Source organism: Archangium sp. (assembly GCF_036277355.1).
Classification (GTDB): Bacteria; Myxococcota; Myxococcia; order Myxococcales; family Myxococcaceae; genus Archangium.
Genome location: NZ_DASUNC010000167.1, coordinates 18,209 through 31,931, shown reverse-complemented (window position 1 = coordinate 31,931; position 13,723 = coordinate 18,209). Strand labels below are relative to the sequence as shown.

Here is a 13,723-nt window from a genome sequence, read left to right as displayed (position 1 = left end):
GCATCCACGGGGAGACTGACGTCACCTGACGAGTCCCCTCTTCCCCTGGGAGAGGGCCAGGGAGCGAGGCCATGTATACCCGGCGTGAAGTCATCGGAGTGCTGGGCTCGGGGACGGAGGCGCACCGGAGCTGGGTGGAGGTAGCCCTTGAGCTGCACGCGCCAGGTGCCCGCGGCCGGGCGGGGCACTGTTGATGCGGGAGTTCCGGATTGGATCCAGATTCGAAAATCATTCTCCGGGTGCTACCGGGGCCGGGAGGTAGCGGGCCGTCGTCTCGCCGCCGCCGAAGTCGACGGTGAGGAATGGCTCGGTGATGTCCCCCTCGGGGCGTGCGGCGGGGAGCCCGGGCCGCGGGAGGACGAGGAGCTTGTCCCCCTCGAGCGTCAGGACGTGGCCCTCCCGGGTCACCGGGGTGCTCGACAGGTGGAGCGTGATGGACGTCGCCTCCACGAGCGTGTCCGGGTTCTCGAACATCGACGGGGAGACGTGCACGGGGAGGGCGGGGACACTCACGCCCTCGCTGGAGCACGTCCAGGACGTGGCCGCCTCCCCTGGCGCGGTGAAGACGACGCGGGCGGGCGTGGCCACGGTGGCCGGGCCGTCCTGTCCCACCACGTAGGCGCAGGGCGGTTCGGCGGGGGTGAGGCTCCAGACCATCAGCCCCGCGAGCAACACGCCACCCGACAGTGGCAGCCACTGGCGGAAGGCCGCTCGTTGCTTCTCACTCGAATCGGAGGGGCGCACCTGTCCAGGTATTGATGCGAGGACAGGGGATTGGATCTCCCGCGCTCAATACACCGTCAGCCGCAGGGTGAGGGTCGAGGGCGAGGGCGGCAACAGGCCCCCGGCCGTGGCGGTGACATTGAATTCGTACACGCCCGCCTGGGTGGGCGTGCCCGAGACGACGCCCGTTCCGGCATTCAAGGTGAGGCCCGGTGGGAGGGCGCCGTTCTCCGTCTTCCTCCACGTCCAGGTGACGGAGCTGGGGGTGCTCTGGAGGGTATGGGTATACGCCGAGCCGGCGCGCGCATCCGGGAGGGCGCTGCTCTTGATGCAGACCTCGGAGCCCGAGCACGAGATGGAGGTGAGCTGGAGGCGGCGCACCCGGCTCTGCGGAGGCTCGTCGGAGTCGGTGACGCGGACCTCGAAGGGAGGCGTGCCACTGCCCGCGTAGGCCGCGCCGTCGAGCCTGCCGTTGACGCGCAGGACGATGCCCGGGGGCAGTGCGCCACTGGAGAGCTCGAAGGTGTAGGGCGGCTTGCCTCCGGTGGCCGAGAGGAGCTCCACATAGTCCTTGCCGCTCTCGAAGTACGCGAGGACGTCCGGCCCGGCCAGGTGCAGGAGGGGCCGGATGCGCAGGGAGAATTCCTGGCCGCGGCGCTGGGGCTCGGCGCCCTGGTCCACCACCTCGACGGTGAAGGTGGACTCCCCGGCGGTGAGCGGCTTGCCGGAGAGCTCTCCTCGCGCGGTGTCGAAGGACAGGCCCGCGGGCAGCTCGCCCGTGGTGGAGAAGGTGTATGGAGGCGTGCCGCCGCTGACCTGGAAGCGGTGGAAGTAGCTCACCGTCTCCGTGCCGGGCCCGGGCGCATCCGGCACGAGCATGAGCCGCGCCGGGCCCGCGTCGGGGTTGCCACCCTCCGCTTCCGTGCCCCCGTCCGTGCCCCCGTCCATGCCCATGCCCGAGGGATCCTCGCCGGTGCAGGGCCCGCGCTCGCCGCAGTCCGGGAGGCAGACGCCCTCGGAAGCCAGACACGTCCAGCCCGAGGCACAGGCCCCCTGTGCGTCACACGCGGGGAAGCGGGAGAGGTTGGGTTGGAAGGTGCAGGCCGCCACTCCGAGGAGCACGGCCAGTCCCAGCCACGTCAGCCCCTGTCTCATGGCAGCTCCCAGACGAAGAAGACGGCGCCTCCGGCCCCCAGCAGCGCGCCCGTCCCCATCAGCACGTTGGCCGTGCGCGCCTGCCGCTGGCCCTCGCGCAGGCGCCCGGTGAAGCAGGAGCGGAAGGCCTCGCCCTCGCCCGTGCAGCCCGCGTTGCCCTGGGAGAGCACCGCCTCCGTGTTGCGCGCCGCCAGCCCGAAGCCCACTCCGGCCGCCAGCGCCACGCCACCCGCCGCCAGCAGCACCGTGGGCCACACCCCGCCCGGGCGTTTCACCGCGCCAGCCGGCAGGCGCGTCTTCCACAACTCCTGGAAGGCCTCACGCGCCCGCGCCTCCTCCTGGCCGGGCGGCAGTCCCTCTCCGGAGAGCTCGACGAGGGTGTGGGACTCGAGGCCCTCGCGATCCACCAGCGTGAGCGCCACGCTGCGCCCACCGCCCACGCCGAGCGCGACGCCTCGCACCAGCCGCTGCGCGCCGAGCGCCTTCGCCTGCGCTCCCCGGCACGCCGCGTCCACGCAGCCCGGCAACCGTCCACCCTGGGCGCGCACCTTCGCCACCGTGTCCGCGCGCGGCTCCAGGCACACGCCGGAGGTGCCCTCCGCCGCCCGGCGCACGGCGTCCTCCACCTGCCGGGCCTCGGCCGTGGACAGCGCCACCGGTTGGAAGGGGAGCAGCACCCACCGCTCGCCGCCTCTGCACGGGGCCTGCGCCAGCGACAACGCCAGCGCGAAGGAGAGAAGGCTCATGGCGAGAGATCGGGCTGTTGCTCGGGCGCCACGGGCGTCTGCCCGAGGCTGGCCATGTAGCCGTTGTAGAAGCGCGGGCCGAAGGGCACGGAGAAGAGCCTGTCACGCAGGGCGTCCTCCATGGCGCCTCGCGCGGCCAGGGCGTTGTCGCGCCACGAGAGGACTCCGCCATCCACCACCGCGCCCGCGCGGGCGAAGCGGAAGGAGGCCTCGCGCCCCGCGCCCCTCAGGAAGTAGCCCTGCGAGGGAGGCAGCCCCAGCACCACCGAGCGCTCGCGCTCCTTGTGGAGCTCGGCCACCCGCAGGCCGCGCGCGTCCTCCACCCACAGCCGGCCCTCCAGGCCCGCGGGCAACAGGAGGAAGCCCAGGCGCGCCTCGTCCCCCAGGTCCACCAGCGCCGCCGCCCGGTCCAGCGCGGGCGGTTGGATGGAGACCTCGAGCCGGCCGCGCACGTCCTCCACCCCCTGGTTGGCGGCGGCGACGAAGGCGCTCAGCTCCGAGTACTCCACCCGCCCGTCCGCGTTGACGTCCGCGGCGCCGGAGAGCGCGGAGAGCACCTGGTGGCTGAAGACGCCCGAGCGGATGGCGCTCCACTCGTGGCTCTCCTGCTCGCGGGTGGTGGAGAGCACGGCGCCCACGTTGGGGTAGCGCGCCAGCTCGCGCGTGGCCAGCAGCCCCTTCACCGCCTGCACCTGGGCGGGCGCCACGGGCAGCGCGCCGCGCGAGTTGACGAAGAAGTACGAGTCACACGCGTCCACGATGAGGTGGACGAAGGCGGCGGTGCTGGGGGCGATGACCTGGGAGTAGAGGTCCGTGCGGGTGAAGGGCCCGTCCAGCAGGCTCACGGCGCCCTCGCCGGCGGGCCCGCGCTTGCCGTGGCCGGTGAAGACGAAATACAGCACGGGCGAGTCGCCGCGGGCCTTGTCCTCGGCCATGCGCGCGTTGAGCTGGCGCAGGGCCTCCTTGAGGGCGGCCCGGGTGGGCGGACGCGTGCGGGCGGCGAGCCCCGGGTGGAGCGCCTGCGTGTCCGCGTCCAGCACGGAGAGGAAGAGCGTCTCCTTCGTGCGCGAGGAGAAGAGCTCGTAGTAGCGCGCGCCGTCGTCATCGGCGTAGCGCAGGGGCGCCTGCTTGGGCTCGGTGCCGGTGTTGTTGGCGATGATGAGCGCGTAGGCGGCCCGTGCGGGAGCGGCGCTCGCGGTGGAGCCGGCGAGGAGCGCGAGCCACAGCAGGGCTGCCGGAGCGCATCGGAGCGGTCGCATACGCGGGGGGTCTCCGGGGGGAACGACGAGGGCGCTCAAGGTGCCACGGTTGCATGTGGGGAATCCACCCGCCCTCCCAGGGGGCTGGGACCCACCAGGGGGTGTGTTGCGCAGATGACCCTGGGCGTCATGGAGCGGGAGTTGCTCCCACCCGGGTGGCTCCAGGGGGAGGACCTGGGCGGGTGTGGCGCAATCGGGCTCATCCCCCTACCCGTGACGTTCAGGCTTCCTCGTCGGGCAGGAGGGTGAGCAGCAATGTGTCGTCGGGGCCGAGCGGACGCCAACCGGGCGGCGGTGGCGTGGCGAGGAGTGAATCACTGACCCGGTCGGCACGCTCCTTATGGGTTTCCGGGGTGTAGGCAATCCACGAGCCGAGCGCCTCGGCGACCTTGAAACGGTTGGCGTCGTCCAGCACCGTCGGCCACCCGTCGGGAACACTCTGGGACCACAGGCGTGTGAAGACATCGCGTACGAATCGTGTGACCTGTTTGCGCCGCTCCGCCTCGGCGAGCAGACCGCTCAACACCTGTACCCCGGCGACGTCATCCTTGCCGAGCTCCTCGGCCAGCAAGTGCAGCGGGACGGCAGGACGCGCATCCGCGAAGGCGGTGAGCGAGTCGTAACCCCGTTCACGAACCCGCTCATACAGGCGTGCCTTCACATTGCCCTGCCAGGCACGTCCGCTGCTCATGGTCCTCTCCATCGGATGAAATCCATCTGGATGCCGTAATCCGTCATGCGCTTCGCGACTGTTCCCAGGACCTCGGTTGGCGTCAACATCCGGCCGGCCCTGGCTTCGGCTTTCCGCAGCGTCTCCATGATCATCCGGTTCCATTCACCGGGCCAGGTGCGCCCCAGCTTCCAGTTCCCACCCCCGTGGATGGCCTGGTGGTGGGCCTGCTCCAGCCTGACGCAGAAATGGTCGATGCTCATCTCACCGGTGAAGCCGCGCTTCTCGAACCACTCGCGGAACTCCTTGGGCAGGACGTGGTGCCCCGGTGGCTCGGCCATGCCAGCCCCCGCTCTGTCCGTCACCCGCATGCCCCGCACCTCGGGCCCATCGCCCAGCGCCTCGCGCACGCCGTGCGGCAGCTCGTCGTGCGCCTCGGCCATCAACACCTGTCCGGCCTGAATCCGTACCGCCGCACTCACGGCAGGCAGTGAGATGACGCCCGCCCGCACCAGCCGCCGCATCATCTCCACCCATTCGGCTGAGACGACGATGCGTGTGCCCATCATCACCCCGTCGCCTCCCATCATCATGCCCATCCCCAGGGTCGCGGGCGCCGATGGTCCCAGCCGAGGCAGCGAGAACTTCATCGCCGACACCATCGTCACCATCTCCACGAGCTGCGCCAGCGCCATCACCTTCTGGATATTCCTCAGCCCCGAGTGGAGGCGCTGCGCCGTCGCGTTGAACTCGCCGGACAGGTGGCCCATCAGCAGGGGCATGTCCTGGGCCGCTGCCTTCAACTGCCCTGGCTCTTGCGAGGCCAGTGCGGTCATGGCCGGCTCCAGCATCTTCTGCCAGCGGTCCATCTCCACGAACAGCGTCTCCAACGAGTTGTAGCCGTGCTTGAACGCCACATCGAGCAGGTGGAGCACGTCGACCCAGGCCGCCAGCACCAGTGAGCCCAGCATGGCCGCCTCGAGCCGGGGGCCCGCCAGGCGCAGCAAGGCCAACCGCATGTCCTCGTCCTCCACCTCCGAGGCGGCGTCGGCCAGCCGGGTGGCGGCGGCGAGCTCGGCTTCCATCCATCGCAGCTGGCTCTGGCCATACCCGACATGGGGCAGGAAGAGACCAGCGCCCTTACCGGCGATGCCCCAATGGCTCTTCTCCAGCTTGGAGAGTTCCCCGGAGAGGCGGCGGGTGGTGCCGGCCACGTCACTCAGTGCACCACGAAACGCCAGGTGGGCCGCCAGGGTGCTCCCCCTCGCGGTCCCCTCCGTGCTCCCCCTCAATCCCTGGCCGTGGTGCAGCCACTGTGGCCCCACGGGCTCGAGTGGCGCGGCGGCCTCGCCGTGCGAGTAATGCAGTTTCATTCCCCGGCCGGGCGGCGGCGTCAGTGACGCGCATCCGGTGGACGACAGGGCCAGGACGAGCAGCAGCCCCAGCGTCGTCACTTCCAAACGTGTCGGCTCACGCCACCCTGTCATCCGCGCCTCCGAGGGGGACTCCCATTCTGGCGGACGCTTCCGATGACGCACCCGGTCATTTCCAGCGGGGAGTGGGTTCAGGGTTCCCACAGCCCCCCACCCCGTCAGGGGGGCGGGCGGCCGAGGCCCTCCCGGTGACGATTGTCGAACCCTGGCGATCCACCCGAGCGGTCAATTCGCAATGACAGCATGAGCGAAGGGTGACGGGGGTGGGCGGGGCACGGTAAGTCGCCGAGGGATGGAGTGGGATGCGCGGACATTGCAACGCTTCCGGGACGGTGAGCCGGAGACCCTGGCACGGGTGTACCGGGCGCACGCGGAGACGTTGGCGAGGATGCTGCGGGCCATGGCGTGGCGGGGGCGGGGATTCGGGCAGATGAGGGGCGCGCTGGAGCTGGAGAACACGGTGCTGGAGACGTTCGCGCGGGCCTTCGAGCCACGGACGCGGGCGGCGTACGACGGGGTGCGGCCGTACGGGCACTTCCTGGTGGGCATCGCGCGCAACGTGCTGTTGGAGCAGACGCGGCAGCGCGAGGTGGCGGTGGGGTTGGAGCCCTTCGAGGAGACGGGCGCGGCGCCCGAGGAAGTCGAGGGCCTGGCGCAGACCTTGGAGGACCGGGAGGTGGAGGGGTTGCTGGCGGCCTTCAAGGAAGGACTGTCGGCGGAGGAGCGGGGGCTGTTCGAGCTGCGCTTCGGCGAGGAGGAGATGGCGCAGGAGGGCGCGGCGGAGCGGCTGGGGCTGACGCGCATCCAGGTGCGGCGGAGGGAGCTGGGGTTGAAGACGCGGCTGCTCGAGTTCCTGCAGGCGCGCGGGTACCTGGAAGGGATGGAAGTGAGGGGGTGGAGCTTCTTCAAGCGGCGAGGCCAGTCATGACGAGGTGTGGGGACCGGCAGGCGAAGCAGGCGCTGGAGGCGCTCTTCCGGGGCGAGCTGGACGGGGAGGGCTTCCACCGGTTGCGCGCGCACGCCGCGGGGTGTGACGAGTGCCACGAGGCCTACGACAAGCTGGGCCGGGTGGAGTCGGTGCTGGAGAAGCGCGCGTTGCCCGCGAGCCGGGAGGCGCTGCTGGAGAAGGAGCTGATGGCGCGGCTGGGCGCCGCCACGACGCCGGCCCGTGCACCGGTGCGGACCGGGCGCGAGCGCTTCTTCCCGCGCTTCCTGGTGCCGGCGATGGCGGGGCTGGCGCTGGCCGGTGTGGCCATGCTGGTGGTGGTGCCACAACTGCGGACGCGCGAGACGTCCGAGTGGCAGGCGCGAGGCGGAGAGACGGGCACGTCGGCCTGGGGCATCCGGGTGTTCTGCGTGGGCGGGGACGGACAGGTGACGGGCGAAGCCCGGCCTGGCGGGCGTCTGGTGTGCGGAGAGGGGAGCGCGGTGCAGTTCAGCTACACGGCGCCGGAGGCGGCGAGGCTGACGGTGGAGGCGACCTCACCGGAGGGTGAGCCGCTGCGCTTCTTCCCGCCGGAGGGGACGGAGCAGGAGGTCGAGGCGGGAGTGGACGTCCTCCTGCCGCTGAGCACGCCGGTGCAGGAGGGCTGGCTCGCCGGGCCGCTGGAGGTGCGAGCGACCTTCGAGGACGCGCGGGGCCGGCCCCTCTCCAAATCACACCTGACGCTGACCCCGCGCTGACCGCCGTCTTCCCTCTCCCTCTGGGAGAGGGCCAGGGTGAGGGTCTACCCGCCGAGCAAGCCGAATCACCGGACCCCCTTGGCATGTCCGGAGGCACCGCGCACCGTCAGTCGCGCCATGACCCCCGAGCGTCCCATCCGAGTCCTCTTCCTGAGCATGGGCAATGCGGCCCGGAGCATCATGGCCGAGTACCTGCTGCGCCGGGTGGGGCACGGGCGCTTCGAGACCTTCAGTGCGGGTGTGCTGCCGAGGGGTGAAGTCCACCCGCTGGCGCTCCAGGTGCTGCGAGAGCGCTTCCGGTTGGATCCACGGGACGCGCGCAGCAAGTCCTGGGAGGAGTTCCGGGGCGAGCACTTCGACCTGGTCATCACGCTCTGTGACAAGGCGCACGAGGCCTGGGCGGTGTGGCCGGGACAACCGCGAGCGGCGTACTGGGACGAGCCGGACCCGGTGGCCTTCGCGGGGAGCGACGCGGCGCGCGAGCAGCTCTTCCTCCAGGTGGGGCGGGAGCTGTCCCAGCGCCTGGACCTGCTGTGCGCGCTGCCGGTGGAGAAGCTGCTGCATCTGCCGAACGGGGACGCGCGGGCGGCGGCACCGCTGTAGCACTTCCATTCCCACGCCAGCACCTTCCGGGTGCCGGGGCGGGGAATCACGGGACACGTGTGCGCTCGGCTGGGCGCCTGCCCTCTGAGGGGCATTCCCCTACCCGGAACGAACGCGAAGGCTCCTCGGGTTGGGAGATCGCCAAACCTCAGCACTGGAGCAGGCCTTTGAATCGTCGCACCAGCCATTCCAGCCGTACCCAGACTGGGAAGAAGACCCGCAAGCCGACCACGCTCGCCCGCCACGCGCACGCCCGTCCCCGGCGGGTCGCGACGCTCGAGGCGCTCGAGACCCTGCTGGAGTCCTTGCGAGCCGTCACCCACGGAGACTTCTCCGTGCGGCTGCCGCCCGAGGCGCAGCCCCAGGCGATGGAGGACATCGCCCACGCCTTCAACGCGATGGTGGCGATGAACCAGCGGATGCAGGACGAGCTGGTGCGCGTGGAGCGCGTGGTGGGCCGCGAGGGACAGATGGCGGAGCGCGCGTCGCTCGGCCCGGTGAGCGGCGGGTGGGCGTCGAGCATCGGCTCCATCAACTCGCTCATCGCGGACCTGGTGCAGCCCACCACCGAGGTGGCGCGCGTGCTGGGCGCGGTGGCCCGCGGTGACCTGACGCAGAAGATGGCGCTGGACCTGCCGGGGCAGCCGGTGAAGGGCGAGTTCCTCCGCATCGGCACCACGGTGAACGCGATGGTGGATCAGCTCAGCTCGTTCGCCGCCGAAGTGACGCGCGTCGCGCGCGAAGTCGGTACGGAAGGAAAGCTGGGAGGCCAGGCGCGTGTGCCGGGAGTCGCCGGGACGTGGAAGGACCTCACCGACAGCGTGAACCAGCTGGCCAACAACCTGACCGCCCAGGTGCGTAACATCGCCGAGGTGACCACGTCCGTGGCCCGCGGTGACCTGTCGCGGAAAATCACCGTCGACGCGCGCGGCGAGGTGCTCGAGCTGAAGAACACCGTCAACACGATGGTGGATCAGCTCCGTTCGTTCGCGGGCGAAGTGACGCGCGTCGCGAAGGAAGTCGGTACCGAGGGCAAGCTGGGTGGCCAGGCCGACGTGCCCGGCGTCTCCGGCGTGTGGAAGGACCTCACGGACAACGTGAACCTGATGGCCTCCAACCTGACCACCCAGGTGCGAGGCATCGTCAAGGTCGTGACGGCGGTCGCCAACGGGGACCTGTCCCAGCGCCTCGTGGTGGATGCCAAGGGCGAGGTGGCCGCGCTGGCCGACACGCTCAACAGCATGACCAAGACGCTCGGCATCTTCGCCGACCAGGTGACCAGCGTCGCCAAGACGGTGGGCGTGGAAGGCAAGCTGGGCGCCCAGGCGGATGTGCCCGGTGTGGCCGGGACGTGGAAGGACCTCACCGACAACGTGAACCTGCTGGCCAACAACCTCACCGCCCAGGTGCGAAACATCGCCGAGGTGAGCACGGCCGTCGCCCGCGGTGACCTGTCCAAGAAGATCACGGTCGATGCCCGGGGCGAGGTGCTCGAGCTGAAGAACACCATCAACACGATGGTCGAGCAGCTCCGCTCGTTCGCCGGTGAGGTGACCCGCGTCGCGAAGGAAGTGGGTACGGAAGGAAAGCTGGGCGGTCAGGCCGACGTGCCAGGCGTCTCCGGTACCTGGAAGGACCTCACCGACAACGTGAACTTCATGGCCTCCAACCTGACCGCCCAGGTGCGCAACATCGCCCTGGTGACCACGGCGGTGGCCAACGGTGACCTGTCCAAGAAGATCACCGTGGACGTGAAGGGAGAAATCCTGGAGCTCAAGAACACCATCAACACGATGGTGGATCAGCTCCGGTCGTTCGCCGCCGAGGTGACGCGCGTCGCGAAGGAAGTGGGTACGGAAGGAAAGCTGGGCGGCCAGGCCGAGGTGCAGGGCGTGTCGGGCGTCTGGAAGGACCTGACCGACAGCGTGAACTCGATGGCCTCCAACCTCACCAACCAGGTGCGCAACATCGCCAAGGTGACGACGGCGGTGGCCAACGGAGACCTGTCCAAGAAGATCACCGTCGACGCGAAGGGGGAAATCCTCGAGCTGAAGGACACCATCAACACGATGGTGGATCAGCTCAACGCGTTCGCTTCCGAGGTGACCCGCGTCGCGCGCGAGGTCGGTACCGAGGGCAAGCTGGGTGGCCAGGCGCGGGTGCCCGGCGTCGCCGGCACGTGGAAGGACCTCACGGACAACGTGAACCTGATGGCCCGCAACCTGACCACGCAGGTGCGCGGCATCGTCAAGGTGGTGACCGCGGTCGCCAACGGTGACCTGACCCAGAAGCTCGTCGTGGACGCGAAGGGCGAGGTGGCCGCGCTGGCGGACACCATCAACAGCATGACGGACACGCTGGGCACCTTCGCGCAGCAGGTGTCCACGGTGGCCCGTGAGGTGGGTATCGAGGGCAAGCTGGGGGGCCAGGCCAAGGTGCCCGGTGCCCGCGGCGCCTGGAGGCAGCTGACCGACAACGTGAATCAGCTCGCCGGCAACCTGACGTCCCAGGTGCGCGCCATCTCCGAGGTGGCCACCGCCGTGACGAAGGGTGACCTGACGCGGTTCATCTCGGTGGATGCGGGCGGCGAGCTGGCCGCCCTGAAGGACAACATCAACCAGATGATCGTCAACCTCAAGGAGACGACGCAGAAGAACACCGAGCAGGACTGGCTCAAGACGAACCTCGCCAAGTTCTCCGGCATGATGCAGGGACAGAAGAACCTGGAGGCCGTCTCCCGGCTCATCATGTCCGAGCTGACGCCCCTGGTCTCCGCGCACCACGGCGCCTTCTTCCTCATGGACCTCGAGGACGGCCACCCCGTGGCCAAGCTCACCTCCAGCTACGCCTACCGCGAGCGCAAGAACGTGGGCAACCGCTTCCGCCTCGGCGAGGGCGTGGTGGGCCAGTGCGCCCTGGAGAAGAAGACCATCCTCCTCACCCACGTGCCGTCCGACTACATCCGCATCACCTCCGGCCTGGGTGAGGCCAGCCCCCTCAACATCATCGTCCTGCCCGTCCTCTTCGAGGGCGAGGTCAAGGCCGTCATCGAGCTGGCCTCCTTCCACCCGTTCAGCACCATCCATCAAATCTTCCTGGACCAGCTCACCGAGAGCATCGGCGTGGTGCTCAACATGATCATGGCCAACATGCGCACCGAGGAGCTGCTGCGTCAGTCGCAGAGCCTCGCCAACGAGCTCCAGAGCCAGTCGCGCGAGCTCACCCAGCAGCAGGAGGAGCTCAAGCGCTCCAACTCGGCGCTGGAGGCCCAGGCCCTCGAGCTGGAGGAGAAGGCCAAGCTGCTCGAGCAGCAGAACATCAAGGTGGAGGAGAAGAACCGCGAAGTGGAGCAGGCGCGCTCCTCCCTGGAGGAGAAGGCCGAGCAGCTCTCGCTCATCTCCAAGTACAAGAGCGAGTTCCTCGCCAACATGTCCCACGAGCTGCGCACGCCGCTCAACAGCATGCTGGTGCTCGCCAAGCTGCTCGCGGACAACTCCGACGGCACGCTGGGCCGCAAGCAGGTGGAGTACGCGGAGACCATCTACTCCTCGGGTGGGGACCTGCTGTCCCTCATCAATGAAATCCTCGACCTGTCCAAGGTGGAGGCCGGGAAGATGCAGGTGGAGCCGCGCGACTCCGCCGTGGCGGAGCTGGTGGAGTTCGCCCGCCGCACCTTCGGCCCCGTGGCCGAGCAGAAGCACCTGGGCTTCCTCACCGAGGTGGGCTCGGAAGTGCCCGCCACCGTCTTCACGGACCCCAAGCGCCTGCAGCAGATTCTGAAGAACCTGCTGTCCAACGCCTTCAAGTTCACCAGCACGGGCCAGGTGACGCTGCGCATCCGCATGGCGGACACCGAGGAGCGCTTCGCCGCGCCGGAGCTGGTGGAGGCCGACCAGGTGCTCGCCTTCTCCGTCATCGACACGGGCATCGGCATCCCCGAGGACAAGCAGAAGCTCATCTTCGAGGCCTTCCAGCAGGCGGATGGCACCACCAGCCGCAAGTACGGCGGCACCGGCCTGGGGCTCTCCATCAGCCGTGAGCTGGCGCGTCTGCTCGGCGGTGAAATCCGCGTGCGCAGCTCGCGCGGGGCGGGCAGCACCTTCACCCTCTACCTGCCGCGCAGCTACAGCGGCCCCGAGCGGGGCGGCGAGCCGGCCAGCGACACGGACGTGGGCTACACCCCCATGCTGCGCGAGCTGCTGCCGCGCGACGAGGTGCACGGCACCGCGGCCCCCCATCCGCTGGTGGATGACCGCGACGACCTCGGCCCCGATGACCGGGTGCTGCTCGTCGCGGTGGATGACCTGGAGTTCGCCCGGGGCCTCGTGGCCACGGCCCACCAGAGCGGCCTCAAGGCCCTGGTGGCCACGCGCGGCGACGTGGCGCTCTCACTCGCCCAGCGGCTCAAGCCGTACGCCATCGTCCTGCAGCTCGGCCTGCCCGTCATCGACGGCTGGAGCGTGTTGGATCAGCTCAAGCGCGACACGCGCACCCGCCGCATCCCCGTCCAGGTGGTGAGCGTGGACCGGCTGCGCGGCGCCTCGTGCGGCGGCGGCTTCGTCTACCTCGACCGGCCCTTCACCCCCGAGGCCATCCAGGGCGCCTTCAGCCACCTGGAGCTCAAGGCCAACGGCCACCCGCGCAAGCTGCTGCTGGTGGACCCCAAGCCCGAGCTGCGTGAGTGCGTGCAGCAGCTCATCGACATGGGCGAGTCCCTGGAGATGCGCCAGCTCGAGTCCCACCGGGCCGTGGAGGCCCTGGACCGCGGCGAGGTGGACGCGCTCGCCCTGGACCTGGCCTCGCCCGGCGGCCGGGGCATGAAGCTGCTGGTGGAGCTGGTGCGCCGGCCCGCCCGCCTGCCCCCCGTGCTCCTCTATAGCGGCTCGCAGCTCCTCCCGGATGACGAGCGGCGCCTGCGGCGCTCGGCCGAGGCCGTGCTGCTCGAGGCGGCCGCCCGCTCGCCCGAGGCCGTGCTCGCCGAGGTGGGCCGCTTCCTGCGCAAGGTGGGAGATCAGTCCCGCGCCTCCGCCGAGGAGATGAAGGAGCTCTCCCGCTCGCTCACGGGCCGCAAGGTTCTCCTGGTGGACGATGACGCCCGAAACATCTTCGCCCTCACCAGTGTCCTGGAGAACCATGGCATGCAGGTGACCTTCGCCCAGGACGGACGGGCGGCCATGGACTTGATGGAGAAGAATCCGGAACTGGATGTGGTTCTGCTGGACGTGATGATGCCCGAGATGGACGGCTACCAGGCCATGCGCGCCATCCGCGCGGATTCCCGGTGGGCGTCTCTGCCGGTCATCGCCATCACCGCGCGGGCGTTGAAGGACGACCGCGAGAAATGCCTGGAAGCAGGCGCGTCCGATTATCTGTCCAAGCCGGTCGACACCGAGCGGCTTCTGGAGTTGATTCGCCGTTGGGTGGAGCCTTGCGCGGGAGCGAGATGACAGC

10 protein-coding genes are annotated in these 13,723 nt (G+C 69.9%); 4 read left to right on the top strand and 6 right to left on the bottom strand.

What is annotated here, in order from left to right; translation table 11 throughout:
- Positions 1-228: 228 nt before the first annotated feature.
- The 6 genes from VFZ09_RS41110 to VFZ09_RS41085 form a co-directional block, all read right to left on the bottom strand.
- A complete protein-coding gene (locus tag VFZ09_RS41110; RefSeq protein ID WP_329733258.1) occupies positions 229-744 on the bottom strand; it encodes a hypothetical protein in 516 nt (171 codons plus the stop codon).
- Positions 745-789: 45 nt separating this feature from the next.
- On the bottom strand, positions 790-1,878 hold the full coding sequence (locus VFZ09_RS41105; protein WP_329733257.1) for an Ig domain-containing protein: 1,089 nt from the start codon (positions 1,876-1,878) through the stop codon (positions 790-792).
- Positions 1,875-2,624 (bottom strand): hypothetical protein, encoded by a 750-nt coding sequence (locus VFZ09_RS41100; protein ID WP_329733256.1) that lies wholly within the window; start codon positions 2,622-2,624, stop codon positions 1,875-1,877. The genes VFZ09_RS41105 and VFZ09_RS41100 overlap by 4 nt, the downstream gene beginning before the upstream one ends.
- Complete coding sequence (locus VFZ09_RS41095; protein ID WP_329733255.1) at positions 2,621-3,883, bottom strand: caspase family protein; 1,263 nt, start codon at positions 3,881-3,883, stop codon at positions 2,621-2,623. The genes VFZ09_RS41100 and VFZ09_RS41095 overlap by 4 nt, the downstream gene beginning before the upstream one ends.
- Before the next feature lie 220 nt (positions 3,884-4,103).
- On the bottom strand, positions 4,104-4,574 hold the full coding sequence (locus tag VFZ09_RS41090; protein ID WP_329733254.1) for an NUDIX hydrolase: 471 nt from the start codon (positions 4,572-4,574) through the stop codon (positions 4,104-4,106).
- On the bottom strand, positions 4,571-6,040 hold the full coding sequence (locus tag VFZ09_RS41085; protein WP_329733253.1) for a DUF2380 domain-containing protein: 1,470 nt from the start codon (positions 6,038-6,040) through the stop codon (positions 4,571-4,573). The genes VFZ09_RS41090 and VFZ09_RS41085 overlap by 4 nt, the downstream gene beginning before the upstream one ends.
- A 259-nt stretch (positions 6,041-6,299) precedes the next feature.
- Here VFZ09_RS41085 and VFZ09_RS41080 point away from each other — a divergent pair, with 259 nt between their 5' ends.
- The 4 genes from VFZ09_RS41080 to VFZ09_RS41065 all read left to right on the top strand — a co-directional run bounded on the left by VFZ09_RS41080 (position 6,300) and on the right by VFZ09_RS41065 (position 13,719).
- Positions 6,300-6,914 (top strand): RNA polymerase sigma factor, encoded by a 615-nt coding sequence (locus VFZ09_RS41080; protein WP_329733252.1) that lies wholly within the window; start codon positions 6,300-6,302, stop codon positions 6,912-6,914.
- The gene (locus VFZ09_RS41075; protein ID WP_329733251.1) at positions 6,911-7,669 is read left to right on the top strand and encodes a hypothetical protein; all 759 of its coding nucleotides are present in this window, start codon (positions 6,911-6,913) and stop codon (positions 7,667-7,669) included. The genes VFZ09_RS41080 and VFZ09_RS41075 overlap by 4 nt, the downstream gene beginning before the upstream one ends.
- A 117-nt stretch (positions 7,670-7,786) precedes the next feature.
- Positions 7,787-8,272 (top strand): arsenate reductase ArsC, encoded by a 486-nt coding sequence (locus tag VFZ09_RS41070; RefSeq protein WP_329733250.1) that lies wholly within the window; start codon positions 7,787-7,789, stop codon positions 8,270-8,272.
- A 167-nt stretch (positions 8,273-8,439) separates the two neighbouring features.
- Positions 8,440-13,719 (top strand): HAMP domain-containing protein, encoded by a 5,280-nt coding sequence (locus VFZ09_RS41065; RefSeq protein WP_329733249.1) that lies wholly within the window; start codon positions 8,440-8,442, stop codon positions 13,717-13,719.
- Positions 13,720-13,723: the final 4 nt, after the last annotated feature.